Raw genomic sequence first — 18,736 nt, 5'->3', positions numbered from 1 at the left:
CTAATTGCTACCCGACGGCGGCCCAGCAACCTGGCGCGAGGTTGCTGGGCCGCCGTCGGGTAGTCCTCGGAGGGGAGGGTGTCCCGGAGCGAGTCAGGCGGCGACCCAACCACCGTCGATGCTGTGAGCACTGCCGTTGATGACCGCGGCATGCTCCCCCGCCAGGAAGAGCGCAATGGCCGCGACGTCCTCGGGTTCGGCGAGCTTGGGCACCGCGGAATGGCCGAGGAAGACCTGCTCGAGGACCTCGTCCTCGCTGATGCCGTGCGTCTTCGCCTGGTCGGCGATCTGTCCCTTGACCAGGGGCGTGAGCACATAGCCGGGGTTGATCGCATTGCACGTCACTCCGTGCGGTCCGGCCTCGAGTGCGGTCGTCTTCGTCAGCCCCATGAGTCCGTGCTTGGCCGCGACATAGGCGGACTTGTTCGCCGAGGCGCGCAGCCCATGGACGGACGAGAGGTTGATGATGCGTCCCCAGCCGCGTTCGCACATCTTCGGCAGCACTGCCTTCGTGAGCACGAACGGTGCTTCGAGCATGAGCGTGTTGATCAGCCGCCAGTCCTCGAGCGGGAATTCCGTGATCGGGTGGATCCGCTGGATGCCGGCGTTGTTGACGAGGATGTCGACGTCGAGGTCGGTGCCGTCCAGCGCCGAGGTGTCCGCCAGGTTGACTGCCCACGCTTCGCCGCCGATGTCGTCGGCGACGGCCTGGGCCGCGTCAGCGTCGACGTCGGCGACGATGACGGAGGCGCCGGCCTGCGCGAAGGACTGAACGATCGCCTTGCCGAGCCCGGATGCTCCGCCGGTGACGAGGGCGCGTTTGCTGGTGAGGTCTCCCATGAGATGCCCCTTTCGTGGTTCGGGTCTGTGGTCCGTGTCCATCTTCCGCCGTGGGGAGGGTGAAGATTCATCGAGGTGCGCCGAGCGGCAGGCGAAGAGGCGGTGCCGGTCTTCACCGACACCGCCCCCGTCAGACCTCGAGCGACTGACGTCAGCCGGCAGTGGCGACTCCGCGGCGCACCTTGTCTGCATGGTCGAGCGAGCGCAGGTCGATGCCCTTGGTCTCGCGGGTGAACATCAGAGCGATGAACGAGATGATCGCAGCGGCCAGCAGGTAGAGCGCGATCGGGATCGAGGACCCGAAGGCGTCGAGGAGCGCGGTGGCGATGATCGGCGCGAAGGATCCCGCAACGATGGCTGTGACCTGGTATCCGGTCGACACGCCCGAATTGCGCATGCGAGTCGGGAACATCTCGGACATGATCGCCGGCTGGCCCGCATACATCAGCGCGTGGAAGACCAGTCCGATGAGGAGGGCGAGGAAGATCATGACGGCGTTGCCGGTGTCATACATCGGGAAGGCGAAGAAGCCCCACGTCGCAGTCAGGATGATGCCGGCAGCGTAGGGCAACTTGCGTCCGATCCTGTCGGTGGCGGCACCGACGAGCGGAACGAGGACTGCGTGGATCGCGTGAGCTCCGAGCAGGAGTCCGAGGATCTCGGCCGCTTCGATCTTCACCTGCGTGGCAAGGTAGGTGATCGAGAAGGTCACCACGAGGTAGTAGTGGATGTTCTCGACGAAACGCAGGCCCATCGCGGCGAAGACCTCACGCGGGTAGCGCTTGAACACGGCCTTGACGCCGTAGTCGACGCCTTCCTCGATCTCCTCGGCCTGAACCTCGTCGAAGATCGGCGCATCGGAGACGCGGGTGCGGATGTAGTAGCCGATGAGAACGATGACGGCCGAGAGCCAGAACGATACACGCCAACCCCACGACAGGAAGTGCTCTTCGGTCAGCGTTGCGGTGAGAACGAACAGAACCGCGGTGGCAAGCAGGTTGCCCAAGGGAACTCCGGACTGCGGGAATGACGACCAGAATCCGCGTTCCTTGTCCGGTGCGTGCTCGGCCACGAGGAGGACCGCTCCGCCCCATTCGCCGCCGACGGCGAAGCCCTGGACCACCCGCAGCAGCACGAGCAGGATCGGGGCGAGATAGCCGATCTGGTCGAATGTCGGCAGGCAGCCCATGAGGAAGGTGGCCGCACCGACGAGGATGATCGACAGCTGCAGCAGCTTCTTGCGTCCGTACTTGTCGCCGAAGTGGCCGAAGACGATGCCGCCGATGGGACGGGCGATGAAGCCGACCGCATAGGTGGCGAAACCGGCCAGGATCGGGGTCAGCGGATTGTCGGAAGGCGGGAACAGGATGTGGTTGAACACCAGTGTGGCGGCCGAACCGTAGAGGAAGAACTCGTACCATTCGACGACCGTTCCGGCCATCGAGGCAGCGACGACCTTGCGCAGCTGGGCGCGGATCGACTTCCTCTCGACATTGTTCTGAGAACTCATGGGACTCCTTCGTTTCCACAATCCGCGTCACCGTTGAATGCGCGAATCGACTTGCTCTGGCGCCGATCGGCTGACAGCCCGGGGCACTCAGACCGCATCGGCGCGGCCGGCGACCCCCTGCTTCAGCCCAGTGTTTCGGGCGCTTGGACATTTCTCATCCAAGGATCAGTGTGCGCCACGTTACAGAGTTTTTGGCAACGACCTGGCCGTTATCCGAGAATTTCCGGTGCACATTCGTGCACAGCCGATGTGCAGCTGATGTGCAGCCGGCAGATGCTGCTGCGGTCCGACCGCAAGCCTCGTTGCGGCACGCATGGATCTGCGTGACAAGCCGCCTCACAACCGCGAAGAATCCCCGCGCCGAGGCGGTCCCGACCGCACCGTGGTCCCCACGCCGACCCACCAGAGCGGCCCCGGCCTCACCGCCGGCGCGGCGGTGCCTTTGCGTCGCGCTCGGCCATCGAGGCGAGCATCGCATTGTAGGCGCGCAGCTCGGCGTCGTCGGTGCGATCTTCGCTGCGGTCGATGCGCTTGGCTTCCCGGTCCGAGGACTTCGCCCACTGGACGCAGACCATGATCGCGATGAACAGGGTCGGGAACTCGCCGATGCCCCACGCGATGGAACCGCCGAGCTGCTGGTCATCGATGGCCGTATAGCCCCACCCCGCGCCGACGTTGCCGAACCAGTCGCCGGCGATCAGCACGTTCGAGCTCATGATCGAGATGCCGAAGAAGGCGTGGAAGGCCATCGTCACCAGCAGCATCACGAGCCGCATCGGGAAGACGGGGCGATTGACGCCCGGATCGATGCCGATGAGGGCTTGGGCGAACAGGTATCCGGCGCCGAGGAAGTGCGCGATCATCAGTTCGTGCCCGATATGAGTATCGAGCGCGTAGTACATGATTCCCGAGTAGTAGAAGACGACCAGCGAGCCTGCGAAGTTCACACTCGCCACGATCGGGTGCGCGAAGAAGCGCAGGTACGGAGTATGGACGAGCCAGAGCACCCATTCGCGCAGGCCGGCGGACCCGTCCGTGCGCGCCTTCGTTCCGCGCATGAGCATCGTGATCGGTGCCCCGAGCACGAGCGGCAGGGGCACGACCATGACCAGGAGCATATGCTCGATCATGTGCGCGGAGAACTGCACCTCGCCGTAGACGCGGGGTCCGCCCGAGGTGACGTAGACGAGGAAGGCCATGCCGACCAGCCAGCTGATGAGGCGCAGCACCGGCCATTTGTCGCCTCGGCGGCGGAGGTTGATGAACGCCACTACGTAGGCGATCGAAGCGCCTGCCGCAATCGCGATCCACAGCGGGTCCATCGACCATTCGCTGAAGTAGCGGGACAGGTTCGGCTTCGGCGGCAGCGGATCACCGGTGAGGATCTCGGCCGGGGAGGGATCGCCCACCGGTTCCTGCGGCACAGGCGGCTGCGACCGGGCCAAAGCAACGGCCATTCCCATCGTGACCCCGAAGAGAATGAATTCGACGGTGATGAGACGCCAGAATTCCACCGTCGCCGAGGCGGCAGCACCCAAACGCGAGATGACGAACTGACGGTGCCAGAAGCCGATCAGACCGAGCAGCACGGTCGCGAACGCCTTTGCGAGGATGACCTGCCCGTAGGGGGTCATCAGGTCGTCGAAGCCTTTCACGCGCAGGAGCGAGTTGACGACTCCGGAGAAGACGATGAGACCGAAGGAGATGAGTGCGATCGTCGAATACCGTTCGACGATCGGCTTGAGGTGCTTCGAGGTGGCCAGGCGTGTTCCCAGCAGCGCAATGACGAAGAGTCCGCCGAGCCAGAGGACCGCACCGAGGATGTGCAGGCCGAGGCTGTTGACGGCCTGAGTGTGACCGGAGGCCTCTGCGGAGTGGCCCATCAGAGCCAAGGGCAGGATCACGGCGAGACTGAGCACTCCGGCGGCGGCGATGCCGACATGGGAGCGAGTGCCGAAGCACAGAGTCGAGGCGACGGCGATGAGGACGACAATGAGCACCCACAGCTGCCCGTAGGCGATCTGAGTGACGAACACGCCGAGCTGATTCGAGAAGTCGAGATAGGCCTGGGCACCGACGGTGTCGACGAATGAGAAGACGAGCACGGCGACCGCAGAGAGCGTCCACACGACCGAGGAGTATTCGGCGATCTGAATGGCCTTCGTCCACAGCGGGTCGAGAGGCACGTCATCGTCCGTGGGCTTGTGCCGGCGTGCGCGACCGCCGGCTGTGCGCGGGAGGATGAGGACGGCGAACATGAGGGCACCGATGGTCAGCGACATCGCAGTGTTGAAGACGAATTTGGCTGCGGGAAGACCGAAGCGGACGACGGATCCGGGGTCATTGAGCAGAGTGGGGTTGGCTGCTCCGGTGAAGAAGAGTGCGGCCAGACCGGCGATGAGTCCCAGGAAGACGACGATGGGGACCGTGGCACGTTGCACGAACCGTGTGATCGGCTCGAAACCTGATGAACTCACTGCGCGCGAACCGACCCTTCTGACATGCCTCCAGGATATCGTTCGGCGTCGCCGCACTGCCAACCGGGAGATCCCTTCGTGGTCGAGATCTCGGGGAGCCGCCTCGGCGAGGGTGGGTTCCGTCGTCGGGGACGACGATTCCTCCAGTTCGCCGACGTTCTGAGACAGCAAATGGCCCGGATCAGACGATCCGGGCCATTTGCTGCTGCTGCGTAGATCAGTTCGGGCTGCCAGCGGCGCCCTTCAGCTTCGAACCAGCGGACAGCTTCACGGAGTAGCCGGCCTTGATCTGGATCTCTTCACCGGTCTGCGGGTTGCGACCCTTGCGAGCGGCACGCTCGGTGCGCTCAACGGAGAGCCAGCCGGGGATGGTGAGCTTTTCGCCCTTGGCCACGACATCGGAGAAGACATCGAAGACACCATCGAGCACGTCCGAGACCTGCTTCTGGGTCAGGCCGGACTTCTCGGCAACTTCTGCAACGAGCTCACTGCGGTTCTTAGCCATAAAAGTGTCCTCCTTAGGACAAGTCGGTAGGTCACCGGTCCGTTTTTCCGATGACGAACTTCCTCGAGATTACCAGCTTGACTTGGTAACGCCGGGCAACTCGCCGTTGTGAGCCATTTCGCGGAAACGGACTCGGGAGAGTCCGAACTTCCGGAGGTAGCCACGCGGACGACCGTCGACCTGGTCACGGTTGCGAACGCGAACCGGCGAAGCATCGCGGGGAAGCTTCTGCAGGGCGAGGCGTGCCTCTTCGCGCTGCTCGTCGGTGGAATCGGGGTGGGTCAGCTGACGCTTGAGAGTCGCGCGGCGCTCTGCATAGCGTTCAACGATGACGCGACGCTGCTTGTCTTTTGCGATCTTTGACTTCTTAGCCATGTGCGCTCAGCGCTCCTCTCGGAAATCGACGTGCTTGCGGACTACGGGATCGTACTTCTTGAGCACGATGCGGTCCGGAGTGTTGCGGCGGTTCTTGCGGGTCACGTAGGTGTACCCGGTGCCGGCCGTCGACTTGAGCTTGATGATGGGACGAACATCCTGTGTCTTAGCCATCAGAGCTTCACTCCCTTGGCGATGAGTTCGTTGACCACAGCGTCGATTCCGCGAGCGTCGATGACCTTGATGCCCTTAGCGGACAGGGTCAGCGTGACGTTGCGGCGCAGCGACGGAACGTAGTAGCGCTTTTTCTGAATGTTCGGGTTGAAGCGGCGCTTCGTGCGGCGCTTCGAGTGGGACACGTTGTGTCCGAAACCGGGGACGGCCCCGGTTACCTGGCAGGTTGCTGCCATGTCTCTCCTCCAGTTCACAAGTTACCGACTCTCGAAACAAGCTCCTGCGGGATCGCACGTGAGTGTTCTCCCCGCTCGCTTGCGCCGATGTCGGAAGACATCAACAAATTTTCTCGACTGTCACCGTGAAAATTGTGTACGCCGAAACAGGTCTGCCCGTTCGGGCGAGATGTCTCACCAGCGCTGAAGCCGTAGCCTGTGAGAGATGGCCGAAGCTGGAGTGCAGCGGTGGGTGAGCACCATGCGTGTCCTAGCAGATCGATCGGCGACCTGCCTGCTACGACACAACAAGAATCAATCCTACTGAGATGGCGGGCCGGAGGGCAAATTCATCTCGGTTTCTGCCGTGGGGTCTTCGTCACGGAATGCAGCCGCTCCGAGGTGGCCTCTGCAGCCTCCACCGATGCCCGGAGGGACTTTCACAGCTGGGGTCAAGCCAACTCGGTGATTTCCGCAGTAGGCTTTCGTCGGCAACGCGTCCTGTCGGCGATCCTGTTGAACGCCTGCTCGACTCGTGCCAAGGTAAGTAGATGATTGCCACCACATCTGGCATTCGGGAGGACTGATGAGCGACGTTCCACAGAGGCCGCGCATTCGTCCGGCGACGAGCGACGACTGGCACAAGGGTTCTGGTGAATCCGCTGGTCAGAACCCGACGTACGGGAATGGAGCGGACCGTTCGTCTGCCGATTTCGACAACTCGACCTACTACGAGTACCTCGAACGGCACACGGGCGAACAGTCGATCTCGAAAGCTCGCAGCGGCAATGTCTTCGCGCCGGCCGGGCACTCACCTTTCGATGATTCTCACTCTGCCGGCCCTCATCAGAATGCGGATTCTCAGCAAGTTCAGTGGTCTGTCGGCGGTGGCGGCAACGATTCCGGCGGCTCGGCACGGAATGGTTCCCAGACTCCTGCTCCACCGCAATTTCCGCCCACCGTCCACAGTGATTCGCCTTCACGCAACGGCCTGAAGATCGCCGTCGTCATCATCGCCATCATCATGGTTCTGGCTCTGGTGGGCTTCTTCGGCGTCCGGTGGCTCGCTCCCTCGTCGGGAACCGTGCCCGTCGATGTCGGGTCCGATGAGACGGCGGGTTCGTCACCCAGCCCGTCCGACGAACTCGTCCAACCGACGACGACCCCCGAACAGCAGCTCGACGCCTATACGGAGCAAGGTACCGAGAAAGCCGCTGACCTCGAAGGTCAGTGGGTGACTCAGGTGAGTGCGAAGAACGTCGGCCTCGAGGCCGACGGCAAGACATGGTCGGCGCAGGACATCCTCAACGAGTACGAAGCCAATAAGGTCAAGTATCCGGGCGCGATCCTCATCTACAGCGGCGATTGGGCCTCGTACAAGGACGGCAGCTACTGGGTCACGGTCGTCGACACCGGCTACAGCGACCCGGATCAGGCGCTCGACCAGTGCCGTTCGTGGGGTCTTGACCGCAACCACTGCATCGCCAAGCGTCTCGTCAAGGACGGCAGCCCCAAGGACAACAGCGCCTACCTCGACGGATAGACCCGCCAGACGGGCCGGCCCTGGAGTTAGCGGATCGACCCCGAACGGAGATTCCGCTCAATGCGACAGTTTCATTGTCAACAGGTGGTAGCTCAGAGTCTTCCCATGCCCATCGAGGTGGCTGACCCCTGTGACCCCGCTGCCCAACATCCCCTTGAGTTCGAAGCTCATAGCACCGAGTTGCGGCACCACCGAACGGGTGACTCGTGAGACCGGCAAGCCGAAGTGATCTGCCACTGCTTCCTTGGTGACAGCACGGCTCAGGGCGGAGAAATCGACATCGTCAAGGGCGACGACGCCGAGGATGAGCGTGTCCCCCTTGTCTCCGGCCCTGACTGTGGCCAGATCATCGACAGTGACTGTCTGTTCGGGCTTCTCAGTCATCTTGGACCTCCTCATGGTCGGTCAGCTCGCCGACATGAATCACCGCTGCATCCGTGAGCGCACGCGCCAGCGAACATGACTTGACGCTGAGACTCTCCCGAACGGACGTTCGGGCGCCTCCGCCTCCGGCCGGCCCGTTTGTGTAGAGAGCTTCGACTTCTGAGCCGATCGCGGAGGCTCGACTTCGACACTGCGCACCACCAGCCACGCGCAGTCGGACTTCGAGCGGATCCGCACCATCGCTGAGGCCCCTGAAGCTGGCTCCGGCACCGATGAACTCAATCGAGAGCTCGGACGCTTTGTATCCGTGAATACGCTCCAGCCGACGTACGACGACCTCGGCCGCCTGCTGCGCGCGATCCAGGGCGCGGGGACCCGCGTAGGTGATCTGCCCCTCTGCTTCCCAGCCGCCGAGGTAGCCCAGTGTCACTTTCAGATCGGCTGGGGCGGCGGTCCCTTTGCCGCCGCTCACTGCGACCCTGTCCGGCCCCACTTCTCGGAGTACTGTTCCGGTGAAGTCAGCGACTACGTCCGGGGTGATGTAGGCGCTGGGATCGGCCACTTCGTAGAGCAGCTGCTCCGTACAGGTCCGGACGGTGACGGCTCCCCCGGTACCCGAAAGCTTCCCGATGATGGCATCGCCGTTGTCTGCGACATCCGCGTAGGGGAACCCTAAGCGGTCCAGCCCTGCCACGGGCTTTGTCGACGGGTCAGCGAAGTATCCGCCCGTGACCTGCCCACCACATTCGAGGAGGTGACCGATGACAGTGGCCTGACCGATGAGGTCGGCATCGTTGTTCGGCCAGGAGAAGCTGTGGCTCAGCGGCCCGACATACAGTGAGGGATCTGCGACCCTGCCGGTGATGACAACGCCTGCGCCCTCATCGAGGGCCCTTCTGATTCCAGCTGCTCCGAGGTAGGCATTGGCAGAGGCAAGGCGGGCGTCCCCATCGCTGACTGGCAGCGATTCCTCCCATGTGAGGGGATTCGCCGCCCGCACCTGGTCGAGCACATCGTCACCGGTGACAACTGCCACCGGCATGTCGATGCCCATATCGTCGAGAAGCTCAGCGACGGCCCGTCCTGCCGCAAGCGGATTGGCTGCCCCACCATTGGTGATGATGCGAGTTCCATTGGCCGAGCAATGCGGTGCGGTGAGTCGGATCCTATCGAGCAGGGACGGATCATAGCCCACAGACGGGTCATTCAGCCGGGCCCTCTGGGCGTTCGCGACCGTCCGTTCGCCGAGGAGCTCGAAGACGAGGAAGTCGAGGTGCCCGAGCTGGGCGAGTTCGAGAGCCGGGTCGAGACGGTCGCCAGCGAACCCTGCTCCCGATCCGATGCGAACCGTCCGGGGTCCAGGCGGATCAGCCTCTCTGGCCGTTGAGCCCAGATCCTGTGCATTCACGATACCCACAGTGGAATCACTCCTAGCGCGATGGCGACGATGGTGATGACGATACTGACCAACCACAGCCATCCGGTGGCGCGGATGATGTGTTTGCCGATAGGCACTCCGGCCAGGCCGACAAGCAGATAGAAGGATCCGGTCAGCGGGCTGATGGGGAAGCCCAAGGTCTCCTGCCCGATGATCGACGCCTGTCCGAGGACCACCGGGTCGATCCCGTAGGTGCTGCCGACACTCGCCAGCACGGGCAAGAGCCCGAAATAGTATGCGTCCGGACCGAACAACAGACTCATGGGAACGCCGAGCACAGCGACGATGATCGGCAGCACAGGCATGATTCCGGCAGGGAGGACTGCTATCGCCGACTCGGCCATCGCCTCGATCATTCCACTCTCGTCGAGCACTCCCAAGAGCACACCGGCAGCCAACAGAGTGCTGGCCATGAGCATGCATGATTTTGCGTTGAGATCGAACTGTTCGGACTGTCCCGCCATTCCGCGATGGTTGATCAGCAGAGCGAGAATCGTTGCGACCATAAACGTCAGTGCCGGTGAGATCGCTCCCGTCATCATCGCCGCCAGAGCTGCGATGAGCACGAGTCCGTTGAGAATCAGCGACAGTGGCGTCGGCCCCGCTGCCGCAGAACCACGAGTGGAGTCAGACTCACCTGAGATGTCGGCTCCGCCGGATGCGTCCGACCCAGCAGACGAGCCGGTCTCGGCCAGTGTCTCCGAACTCCGAGAAGAACGGCCGGTGCGGGGTGCCGCTGCCGAAGGTCCGATTCCTGCGGCCGACGTCGCGTCGATCACTGCTGCGTTCGCAGAGTCGTCGACGGGCACCCTGTCGAGCCGCTTGGCTTCCCGATGACCGAGGTACCAAGCCACAGCCAGAGCTGCAATGATCCCAACGAGCTGGGCCGGAATGAGCGGGGCCCACAGATCGTTCGCGTCAGCCTTGATCGTTGCGGCCGCTCGGGCCGTCGGACCTCCCCAGGGAAGCATGTTCATGACACCGGCGCCCAGCGCCACACATGTCGACAGCGTCAGCCGGCTCATCCCGAGGCGCTGGTAGAGCGGCAGCATCGCCGGGATGGCGACCAGGAAGGTCGTTGCACCTGCGCCGTCGAGGTGAACTACACAGGCCAAGAGTGTGGTCGCCACGGCGACCGTTCGTGGCGAGGAGCCACCGAACCTGATGATTCTGTCAATGATCGGATCGAAGAACTTCGCATTGCGCAGAATTCCGAAGAAGACGATGGCGAAGATGAACATGACGACGACATCTGCGACCCCGGCGATTCCGGCTGAGACGAATTCGCTGACATCAGTCAGCGACTGACCGGCGATCAGCGCCGCAACGAGCGGCACTCCGGCCAACGCGACGACCGGAGAGACCTTCTGCGTGAGCAGCAACGCCAGGATGACCAGCATAGTGACATAGCCGATAAGTGAAAGCACCTTTGATTCCCTTCTCGATGAACGTATTCATCCTCGCCGAGCATGAGTGTGAGCGTCCAATATCTATCGCAGCTAGACTCATGCCTTGTGGTTATCAATCTGTCAATGCATCACCTACGAGCGATCGAAGCCGTGCATCGCACGGAGAATTTCACTCGGGCAGCCGAGGAAATCGAGGTGAGCCAACCGGCGCTCAGCCGAACCGTCGCGGAGGCGGAACGGCGCATCGGTGCTCCCCTGTTCGATCGAACGACTCGAAAGGTCACCGCTACCGTCGCCGGCAACGAGGTGGCTCTGTACGCCGCACACGCAGTTCGGTCGTTTGACTCCGCACTGACGCGGATCTCCGGCTTCGTCACGGGCAGTTCCGGGCAGGTCAGGATCTCCTGCCTGCCGTCATTGGCGGCAACAGGTCTGCCCGAGGTCGTTCAGGGGTTTCGCCGGGACTATCCGGAAGTCGAACTCGTCATCCATGATGCTGCTCAGGACCAGATCGTGCCGATGGTGAGTGACGGGACAGTTGACATCGGTCTCGTCGCCTTCACGGATTCCCTCCCGACTGACCTGGCGGTGACACCATTCCTGTCCGACCCCTTCGTCGCAATCGTTCCACGCGATCATGGATTCGCTGCACGAGCATCCGTTCGGTGGGAGGATCTTCACGGCGAGGAGTTCGTCGGCTTCAATTCCGTGACCAGCATCGCACCGATGGTGCGGCGTGCTCTGCTGCAGGTCGGAGCAGAAACTCATGAGGTGCAGACGGCCGATACGATTCCCGCGGTCGGGGGGATGGTCGCGGCGGGCATGGGCATCACCGCAGTGCCGAGGCTGGTCGTCCCACTGATGAACTTCAGCGAACTCGTCAGCATACCGATCACCCCCAGCATCGAACGCGAGCTGGTCATCACCTATCTGGCCGATGCGCCGCTCCCGCGCCCGGTCGCCAATTTCAAACAGCGACTGATCGCCGCAGCCGCCGGCTGACTGGCGAAACGCTCAAACACACCGCGCCCGCTGCCCGGCCCGGTCCTGCCAATTGCTCGCAGCCCAGTCTGAGGCAGATAGCACAGATTTGAAGCTGGGCTATCTGACTCGAACTGGGCTGCGGCCGGCACTAGGGACAGAAAGAACGCCCCGGCCTCGCACCAAGCGAGACCGGGGCGTTCTCGTCACGTTCACGCCCTTGCGCCGACGAACAGCCGACACCAGGGTGAGGCTTCAGGCCAACATCAGGGTCGGGTCCTCCAGACCCCGGCCGACATCGGCGAGGAACTTCGAGATGATCTCGCCGTCGACGACACGGTGATCGGCGCTGACCGACAGCGTGGTGATCTCACGCGGAACGATCTCGTCGCCCACCACCCACGGCTTCTTCCGCACCTGCCCGAACGCGAGGATCGCGGCCTCGCCCGGATTGATGATCGGCGTACCGGCATCGACTCCGAAGACGCCCACATTCGTGATCGTGATCGTACCCCCGGCCTGATCGGCCGGCGGTGTCTTGCCCGACCGCGCCAGAGCGGTGAGATCCTGAATGCCCTGCGCCAGTTCGCCCAGACCCATGGCCTGCGCGTTCTTGATGTTCGGCACGATGAGTCCGCGCGGGGTGGCGGCCGCGATGCCGAGGTTGACGTACTTCTTCACGACGATCTCGTCGCCTTCGAGGCACGAGTTGATCCGCGGATTGCGTCCCACGGCCCACGCCACTGCCTTGGCGACGATGAGCAGAGGAGAGACCTTCACATCCTCGCCGAGGAACTTCGTCGACTTGAGCCGGCGGACCATCGCCATCGTCTCGGTGACGTCGACGTCGAGGAACTCGGTGACGTGCGGCATGGTGAATGCCGAATCGACCATGGCCTTGGCCATCATCTTCGTCACGCCCTTGAACGGGATCCGCTCTTCGAGCGCTGCCTGATCACTCGCCGAGGCGGCCGCCGGTGCCGTGGCACCCGCGGTCGGTGCGGCCGTCCTGTTGGCGGCGGCGTGCACATCATCGCGCGTGACGTCGCCGCGGGGACCGGTCGGGGTCACCTGGGACAGGTCGACGCCGAGATCCTTCGCAAGCTTCCGCACGGGCGGCTTCGCCAGCGGTTTGCCCGGTGAGGCAGGTGCCGATGCGGGCTGTGCTTGAGCAGCGGGAGCCGCTGCAGGAGCCGACGCCGCTGGCGCCGGTGTGTCCGCGTCCGCCCCCTCCGCAGCCGACGCTGCGGGAGAAGCGCCAGCCGCAGGGGCCGGGACGGGAGCGCCCTTGCGCGGACGACGCTTCGACGAAGTCTCCTTCGCCCCGTAACCGACGAGGGTGGCTCCGCCGTCGGCATCACCGGAGGCACCGGCCGATTCCTCGGCCGAACCGGAAGTCGGCGCACCGGCGGAGGCGGGGGCCGCCTCGGCGCCGGAGTCATCTCCGCCGAAGCGGATGATCGGGGTGCCGACCTCGATGGTCTGGCCCTCCTCGACCAGGAGGGCACCGACGGTGCCCGCGTGCGGGCTGGGCAGCTCGACGAGCGACTTCGCGGTCTCGATCTCGACGAGGATCTGGTTGACGGTGACGGTGTCGCCGGGGGCGACCTTCCACGCGACGATGTCGGCCTCGGTCAGGCCCTCACCGACGTCGGGAAGAGGAAATTCGAATGACATTCTTGACTCTCCTCGAAATCAGTAGGACAGGGCCCGATCGACACCATCGAAGATGCGATCGAGGTCGGGCAGGTAGTGCTCTTCCATTCGCGAACCGGGGTACGGGGTGTGGTAGCCGCCGACCCGGATGACCGGAGCTTCGAGGTTGAAGAAGCAGCGTTCGGTGATGCGCGCGGCGATCTCCGAACCCAGCCCCAAGAAGGTCGGAGCCTCGTGGGCGACGACCAGTCGGCCGGTCTTCGTCACGGACTTCTCGATCGCGGTGAAGTCGATCGGGTTGAGGCTGCGCAGGTCGATGAGTTCGACGCTCTTGCCCTCCTCGGCGGCCGCGGTGACCACGTCCTGCGCCGTCGGGACCAGCGGCCCGTAGGCGACGAGGGTGACATCGGTGCCTTCGGACACGACCCGGGCGTCGTGCATGCCCAGCTCGCCGCGAGCGGTGGTGTCGACGTCTCCGCGCATCCAGTAGCGACGCTTGGGTTCGAAGAACATCACCGGATCTTCGCTCTTGATCGCATCCTGGATCATCCAGTACGCGTCATGAGCGTTCGCCGGGGAGACGAGCCGCAGTCCCGCGTGGTGGGCGAACACGGTCTCGGGGCTCTCCGAATGGTGCTCGGGTGAACCGATGCCGCCGCCGTAGGGCACGCGGATGACCAGGGGGATGTTCTCCTTGCCCAGGGTGCGGTTGTACAGCTTCGCCACCTGGGTCACGATCTGGTCGTAAGCCGGGAAGATGAATGCGTCGAACTGGATCTCGATGACGGGACGGTAGCCGCGGATGGCCATGCCGATCGAGGTGCCGACGATGCCGGACTCGGCCAGCGGGGCATCGATGACGCGCTGCGGGCCGAAGTCCTTCTGCAGACCTTCGGTGACGCGGAAGACGCCGCCGAGTTTGCCGATGTCCTCACCGATGAGGACGACCTTCGGGTCGTCCTCCATGGCCTTGCGCATTCCGGCGGTGATCGCCTTCGAGAGGGGAAGTTTCTCCATCAGGCCTCACCCGCATCGGCGAACGAGGCCTGGTATGCCAGGAATTCGGCACGTTCCTCGTCGACGAGGGAGTGGGGTTCCGCAGTGACGTGCGCGAACATCTCGACGCCGTCGGGGTTCTCCATGGTCATGCAGTTGTGGCGGATGCGGGCGGCCAGGGTGTCGGCCTCGGCGTCCACCTCGGCGAAGAACTCGTCGCTGGTCTCGGTGTGCTTGTCCAGATACGCCTTGAGGCGGGTGATCGGGTCGCGGTCCTCCCAGATCTCCTCTTCGGCCTTGTCACGGTACTTCGTCGGATCATCGGCCGTGGTGTGGGCACCGCGACGGTAGGTGAAGGCTTCGATGAGCATCGGACCGTGGCCGGCGCGCACGGAATCGAGGCTGGCGCGGGCGACGGAGTACATCGCGATGATGTCGTTGCCGTCGACGCGGATGCCGGGGACTCCGAATCCTTCGCCGCGGGTCGACAGCGGAGCTGCGGACTGGACGTGAGTCGGTTCGGAGATGGCCCACTGGTTGTTCTGGCAGAAGAACAGGACCGGAGCGTGGAAGGCTCCGGCGAAGGTCAGCGCCTCGGAGACATCGCCCTGTGAGGTCGCACCGTCGCCGAAGCAGGCGATGGAGACGGTGTCGCGTTCGATGTCGCCGGTGCCGACGTCGCCGTCCATGGTGATTCCCATGGCGTAGCCGGTGGCGTGCAGGGCCTGCGAGCCGATGACGATGGTGTAGGTGTGGAAGCGGTGCTCCTGGGGATCCCAGCCGCCGTGGTTCTGACCGCGGAAGATCGACAGCAGGGTTTCGGGTTCGACGCCGCGGGTGTAGGCGAGGCCGTGTTCGCGGTAGGTGGGGAAGACGAAGTCTTGGGGGCGAGCGGCTCGTCCCATGCCGATCTGGGCCGCTTCCTGTCCGAACAGAGGCGCCCACAGGCCCAACTGTCCCTGACGCTGCAGGGCAGCTCCTTCGGCGTCGATGCGACGTACCAGGACCATATCCCGGTAGAAGCCGCGCAGATCCTCATCGGTGAGTTCTGCGGCGAAGGCGTCGTACTCACCGGATTCGACGCGATTTCCGTCTTCGGTGAGCATCTGGATCATTCTGGGCTCCGAGGACTGACTGTGGGCAGCACCGGTTCCCACTGAAATGTTGGAGGTCATTTCAGTTCTCCTTTGTTCGAGGTCCAACTTCACCGGAGGTGACCAGTGGTGGACCGTGTCCGTCGGGCAGGCCCTCGGATGTGAGAACTCGCCCTCGAGTGATCTGATTCACAGGTGGTATCACAATACCGAATCCACTCACTGCTTGCCACTCTCCCCATGCGGTTCGAGTATCAAAAGTGCAGGTCAGAAACAGACTATGGCCCGAGCTCGACACATGTGGCCGAGTTCCAAAGCGCTGAGCGGACAATTGTCGATCTCGGCAGAGATGCTCCATCGTCCGACCAATGCACATCCGAGCACCGAGGCGGCCCTTCACCGGGAGGCGGAGCACAGGTTTCGTCAGGTCCGTTCGCGCACCGAGGCGGCCCTCCGGCACGCAGTCGGTTTCGGGTTCGGTCAGGCCCGTTCGCGCACCGAGGCGGCCCATCGTGTCGATGCCGACTGCCGCACCCCTCCGACCGAGGTCAGTGTCGTTCTCGCTTTCCCTGGTAGTCGCGCGTCTTGGCGAGGTCCCCGGTGAAGAAGCCCGAATTCTTCGAGGTGAAGCGGTCGAAGGCGGGAGTCCCGGCTCTGCGCAGAAGCCCGATGGAGGCAGCGTAGGCAACGGAGGAGTGCGCCGCCCCGGCCGAGGCGAACATCTCGTCGAGTTCGGCATCGGTCTTGTCCGCGAGCTCGGGGACTCTGCGCAGTTCGTCGGGATCATAGTCGACGGTGACCGTCGACCAGTTCTTCGTCGCCGGGTTCTCGTTGCCGTCGAGATCGGGCACGAGGTCCTGTTCGTGTTCGATCGAGAGTACGTCGATTCCCTCATCGATGGCGAAGTCGGAGACCGGAGCACCCACCGTCATCAGTGCCGTGACGTTGACATCGTCGAGAAAGGCCGGGTCCGCGGCCAGAGAACCTGCGGTGATCCCTCCCTGCGAATAGCCGACGAGCATGACCTCGGCGTCGTGCCCGATACCGGCGTCGGCGATCGCCTGGCGCACCATTTCGCGCATCACGGTGTCGTTGCCGGCCATCCCCTGCACGTTCGTCGTCAGGTCGGTCGTATTGTCTCCCGGCTTCGGCGACCAATCCGTGGTGGCCGGCACGTAGACGATATAGCGGGTCGTCCCGTCGGGTCCGACGATCTCCTCGATGCGCACCTGTCCGGAATCGACTCCGCGGTGGCAGTTCGCTTCGCGGAGGAAGAGGTCGTCGACGTCAGGTGGCGGCTCTTTGTGCGGCGGCGTCAGTCCTTTCGCCCTCCATACCTCGACATCGGAGGGCAGCAGCAGTCCGAATGCGTTCGCACCGGCCAGGACCCAGATCGTCATCGACGTTGAATCGTGCGGCCAGAACGCGTGGTCGCCTTCGGAATCGAGGACGAACGGAGGCAGCCCGAGGAATCCGACGACGAAGCCCGGCAGCACGTGCTCGATGACGGCTCCCGTGACATCCGACTGTTCGAACACGAACGTGATCAGCGCTTCCTTCGCTTTCGCCTTCGTCTTGCCCAGGTCGATTCCGAACTGTTTGGTGATGACGTCGTCGAGTCCGGTCACGTCGAGGATCTTCGTGACCACAACGACCTGAGCCCCGACCACGAGTGCGACGGGGATGATGACGGGCAGGCTGAGAGCGATGACGCGGCCGGTCGCGTAACCGAGAGCGTCGAGCAGTCCGCCGAAGACTTCGCTGAGGCCCTTCTCCGCCTGACGGTAGGCGAAGGCGGCGGTCCGAACGGCGAGCAGTGTCGCCTCGAGCTCGAGCACCGAGGCGGTCAGCTGGCTGTGGAATCGGATCCGGCAGGCATCGAGGTTGAGCGCTGTCACGGGAGCCGGCACCTGGGTGAGGAGGGTCGCGAGATCGAAGTCTCCGACAGCTGCTTCGACGGACAGCTCACCGATGTCTGTGATGACGGTCTGCAGTGCGTCCCCGCTGCCATCGGCGCGTTCGTCGACGGTGATCCGCCCACCGCCGCGCGTCGTCGAATCGATCATTGCGGGCCTTTCGCAGCCCCTGCCGTCAGTGTCCGTGTGAGCACGGCGCTCAGCAGCGTCCGCACCGCCGCATCTCCCGCAGCGACGTCGTCATCGACGGTGACGGAATCGCCGTCGCGCTCGATGACCGGCCGGAACCACGCGCCGCTTTTTCGGCGGAGGAACTCCAGCCCCGTGGCTCCCCCTCCGCACGCCCAGCTGAGCGTGAGCACGCAATCCTGTTCGACGAGCTCGGCGAGGTCCTCGACGACGTGCCCGATCCGTCCCGGTTCGATCCGGCGCAGCAGCTGGTGCTGTGCGAAGTCCTCAAGTCCCTCCCCCTGCAGTGCCAGGATCGCGTGCCCGACACCCGAACCGAGGCACAGCGCCAGGTGAACGGTTTCGGTTCCCGAGGACACGACAACGCTGAGGCGCGAGCTCACCCGGTTGAGCTCGGAGGCGAATCCTCGCAGCCAGGCGGTGAGCACATCGAGATCCCGTGTCGCGCCTCCACCGCCACCGACGCCGCCGATCTCCGAGGCCGCGGCGCCAGACCTCTCACCCGCGCCGGCCCTCCCCGGATCTGCACCGCCCGGGTCTGCGGATTCCGGGGCAGTGCTGCCCTGCCCCACCTCCGCCGAGGCGGAAAGACAGTCCCGTTCGACTCGGCGAGGGAGCAGGTCGGGCGGCCAGAGCCGACGCAGCCGTTCGGGCAGCCGGGTGATCCGATCGAGGTCGACGACGATCCAACTGTCGATCCCTGCTGTCTCACGTGCGGCGGGGCGGGCGTTCACAGTTGGATCCGCCCGCCTGCCGACACGACCTGCAGGTGGAGGTCGTACGCCTCGGCGAGCTTCTCCGCCCGCTCACCCAACCGGTCGATCGATTCCGCGCATGAGGCCACCCGGTCATCGAACAGCTTTCCTGCTGGCGAATCCCATCCGTCGATTCGGCGGCAGCTCTGCGCCAGGGAGTGCAGCACCTGCGCTCGCCGTCTCCACTGCTCGCGATTGCGCTCCAGCTCATCCGTGATCATGCCTCAGTCCTCCCGCCTGTCCGTCCGGCATCCGTGCCCGAATCCCTCGACCGTAGGA

Annotated in this window: 18 protein-coding genes; 2 read left to right on the top strand and 16 right to left on the bottom strand. The window is 64.1% G+C overall.

Annotation, left to right across the window (positions count from 1 at the left end):
* Nucleotides 1-93: 93 nt before the first annotated feature.
* From AD89_RS0111930 to rpmB, 7 genes are all read right to left on the bottom strand, one after another.
* Nucleotides 94-840: a 3-hydroxybutyrate dehydrogenase gene (locus AD89_RS0111930; protein ID WP_025779158.1), complete on the bottom strand. Its 747-nt coding sequence runs from the start codon at nt 838-840 to the stop codon at nt 94-96.
* A 151-nt stretch (nt 841-991) separates the two neighbouring features.
* The gene (locus AD89_RS0111925; protein ID WP_025779156.1) at nt 992-2,350 is read right to left on the bottom strand and encodes an MFS transporter; all 1,359 of its coding nucleotides are present in this window, start codon (nt 2,348-2,350) and stop codon (nt 992-994) included.
* Between the two features lie 419 nt (nt 2,351-2,769).
* Entirely contained in the window at nt 2,770-4,791 is a 2,022-nt protein-coding gene (locus AD89_RS0111920; RefSeq protein WP_231488626.1) for a cytochrome c oxidase assembly protein, read from the bottom strand.
* A gap of 253 nt (nt 4,792-5,044) precedes the next feature.
* The gene (locus AD89_RS0111915) at nt 5,045-5,332 is read right to left on the bottom strand and encodes an HU family DNA-binding protein (protein ID WP_025779153.1); all 288 of its coding nucleotides are present in this window, start codon (nt 5,330-5,332) and stop codon (nt 5,045-5,047) included.
* A gap of 69 nt (nt 5,333-5,401) precedes the next feature.
* On the bottom strand, nt 5,402-5,707 hold the full coding sequence (gene rpsN, locus AD89_RS0111910; protein WP_025779151.1) for a 30S ribosomal protein S14: 306 nt from the start codon (nt 5,705-5,707) through the stop codon (nt 5,402-5,404).
* A 6-nt stretch (nt 5,708-5,713) separates the two neighbouring features.
* Entirely contained in the window at nt 5,714-5,881 is a 168-nt protein-coding gene (gene rpmG, locus AD89_RS0111905; RefSeq protein ID WP_025779149.1) for a 50S ribosomal protein L33, read from the bottom strand.
* Nucleotides 5,881-6,117, bottom strand: a complete 237-nt coding sequence (gene rpmB / locus AD89_RS0111900; protein WP_025779147.1) for a 50S ribosomal protein L28 — start codon at nt 6,115-6,117, stop codon at nt 5,881-5,883. Before rpmB ends, rpmG begins: the two co-directional genes overlap by 1 nt.
* 565 nt (nt 6,118-6,682) lie before the next feature.
* On the opposite strand from rpmB, the gene AD89_RS0111895 reads away from it, so the two are divergent.
* Nucleotides 6,683-7,639, top strand: a complete 957-nt coding sequence (locus AD89_RS0111895) for a hypothetical protein (protein ID WP_025779146.1) — start codon at nt 6,683-6,685, stop codon at nt 7,637-7,639.
* Nucleotides 7,640-7,696: 57 nt separating this feature from the next.
* Here AD89_RS0111895 and AD89_RS0111890 read toward each other — a convergent pair whose 3' ends face one another.
* Genes AD89_RS0111890 through AD89_RS0111880 form a run of 3 tightly spaced genes read right to left on the bottom strand, consistent with a single transcriptional unit; the run spans nt 7,697 to nt 10,888 of the window.
* Complete coding sequence (locus tag AD89_RS0111890; RefSeq protein WP_025779145.1) at nt 7,697-8,023, bottom strand: AtuA-related protein; 327 nt, start codon at nt 8,021-8,023, stop codon at nt 7,697-7,699.
* On the bottom strand, nt 8,016-9,431 hold the full coding sequence (locus AD89_RS0111885) for an acyclic terpene utilization AtuA family protein (RefSeq protein WP_231488618.1): 1,416 nt from the start codon (nt 9,429-9,431) through the stop codon (nt 8,016-8,018). The genes AD89_RS0111890 and AD89_RS0111885 overlap by 8 nt, the downstream gene beginning before the upstream one ends.
* Complete coding sequence (locus AD89_RS0111880; protein WP_025779142.1) at nt 9,428-10,888, bottom strand: CitMHS family transporter; 1,461 nt, start codon at nt 10,886-10,888, stop codon at nt 9,428-9,430. The genes AD89_RS0111885 and AD89_RS0111880 overlap by 4 nt, the downstream gene beginning before the upstream one ends.
* A 42-nt stretch (nt 10,889-10,930) precedes the next feature.
* Here AD89_RS0111880 and AD89_RS0111875 point away from each other — a divergent pair, with 42 nt between their 5' ends.
* Nucleotides 10,931-11,872: a LysR family transcriptional regulator gene (locus AD89_RS0111875; RefSeq protein ID WP_081770455.1), complete on the top strand. Its 942-nt coding sequence runs from the start codon at nt 10,931-10,933 to the stop codon at nt 11,870-11,872.
* 234 nt (nt 11,873-12,106) lie between these two features.
* On the opposite strand, the gene AD89_RS0111870 is transcribed toward AD89_RS0111875, so the two are convergent.
* From AD89_RS0111870 to AD89_RS0111845, 6 genes are all read right to left on the bottom strand, one after another.
* On the bottom strand, nt 12,107-13,528 hold the full coding sequence (locus AD89_RS0111870) for a dihydrolipoamide acetyltransferase family protein (protein WP_025779138.1): 1,422 nt from the start codon (nt 13,526-13,528) through the stop codon (nt 12,107-12,109).
* An 18-nt stretch (nt 13,529-13,546) separates the two neighbouring features.
* Nucleotides 13,547-14,524 carry an alpha-ketoacid dehydrogenase subunit beta gene (locus tag AD89_RS0111865; RefSeq protein ID WP_035320620.1) on the bottom strand — a complete coding sequence of 326 codons (978 nt, stop codon included), beginning with the start codon at nt 14,522-14,524 and terminating at the stop codon, nt 13,547-13,549.
* Nucleotides 14,524-15,678: a pyruvate dehydrogenase (acetyl-transferring) E1 component subunit alpha gene (gene pdhA, locus AD89_RS0111860; protein WP_025779135.1), complete on the bottom strand. Its 1,155-nt coding sequence runs from the start codon at nt 15,676-15,678 to the stop codon at nt 14,524-14,526. Before pdhA ends, AD89_RS0111865 begins: the two co-directional genes overlap by 1 nt.
* A gap of 467 nt (nt 15,679-16,145) precedes the next feature.
* A complete protein-coding gene (locus AD89_RS0111855; RefSeq protein WP_025779133.1) occupies nt 16,146-17,663 on the bottom strand; it encodes a hypothetical protein in 1,518 nt (505 codons plus the stop codon).
* Nucleotides 17,660-18,436 carry a hypothetical protein gene (locus AD89_RS0111850; protein ID WP_025779130.1) on the bottom strand — a complete coding sequence of 259 codons (777 nt, stop codon included), beginning with the start codon at nt 18,434-18,436 and terminating at the stop codon, nt 17,660-17,662. Before AD89_RS0111850 ends, AD89_RS0111855 begins: the two co-directional genes overlap by 4 nt.
* A complete protein-coding gene (locus AD89_RS0111845; protein WP_025779129.1) occupies nt 18,433-18,678 on the bottom strand; it encodes a hypothetical protein in 246 nt (81 codons plus the stop codon). Before AD89_RS0111845 ends, AD89_RS0111850 begins: the two co-directional genes overlap by 4 nt.
* Nucleotides 18,679-18,736: the final 58 nt, after the last annotated feature.

Source organism: Brevibacterium sp. VCM10, assembly GCF_000583215.1.
Taxonomy (GTDB): domain Bacteria; phylum Actinomycetota; class Actinomycetes; order Actinomycetales; family Brevibacteriaceae; genus Brevibacterium; species Brevibacterium linens.
The sequence above is the reverse complement of the archived record's forward strand: the minus strand, read 5'-3'. Positions and strand labels throughout refer to the sequence as shown.

Bases quoted from the DNA above. Each gene is read 5' to 3' on its own strand.
- AD89_RS0111930 (WP_025779158.1), bottom strand. From the start codon at position 840: ATGGGAGACCTCACCAGCAAACGCGCCCTCGTCACCGGCGGAGCATCC.
- AD89_RS0111925 (WP_025779156.1), bottom strand. From the start codon at position 2,350: ATGAGTTCTCAGAACAATGTCGAGAGGAAGTCGATCCGCGCCCAGCTG.
- AD89_RS0111915 (WP_025779153.1), bottom strand. From the start codon at position 5,332: ATGGCTAAGAACCGCAGTGAGCTCGTTGCAGAAGTTGCCGAGAAGTCC.
- rpsN (WP_025779151.1), bottom strand. From the start codon at position 5,707: ATGGCTAAGAAGTCAAAGATCGCAAAAGACAAGCAGCGTCGCGTCATC.
- rpmG (WP_025779149.1), bottom strand. From the start codon at position 5,881: ATGGCTAAGACACAGGATGTTCGTCCCATCATCAAGCTCAAGTCGACG.
- rpmB (WP_025779147.1), bottom strand. From the start codon at position 6,117: ATGGCAGCAACCTGCCAGGTAACCGGGGCCGTCCCCGGTTTCGGACAC.
- AD89_RS0111895 (WP_025779146.1), top strand. From the start codon at position 6,683: ATGAGCGACGTTCCACAGAGGCCGCGCATTCGTCCGGCGACGAGCGAC.
- AD89_RS0111890 (WP_025779145.1), bottom strand. From the start codon at position 8,023: ATGACTGAGAAGCCCGAACAGACAGTCACTGTCGATGATCTGGCCACA.
- AD89_RS0111875 (WP_081770455.1), top strand. From the start codon at position 10,931: ATGAGTGTGAGCGTCCAATATCTATCGCAGCTAGACTCATGCCTTGTG.
- AD89_RS0111870 (WP_025779138.1), bottom strand. From the start codon at position 13,528: ATGTCATTCGAATTTCCTCTTCCCGACGTCGGTGAGGGCCTGACCGAG.
- AD89_RS0111865 (WP_035320620.1), bottom strand. From the start codon at position 14,524: ATGGAGAAACTTCCCCTCTCGAAGGCGATCACCGCCGGAATGCGCAAG.
- pdhA (WP_025779135.1), bottom strand. From the start codon at position 15,678: ATGACCTCCAACATTTCAGTGGGAACCGGTGCTGCCCACAGTCAGTCC.
- AD89_RS0111855 (WP_025779133.1), bottom strand. From the start codon at position 17,663: ATGATCGATTCGACGACGCGCGGCGGTGGGCGGATCACCGTCGACGAA.
- AD89_RS0111845 (WP_025779129.1), bottom strand. From the start codon at position 18,678: ATGATCACGGATGAGCTGGAGCGCAATCGCGAGCAGTGGAGACGGCGA.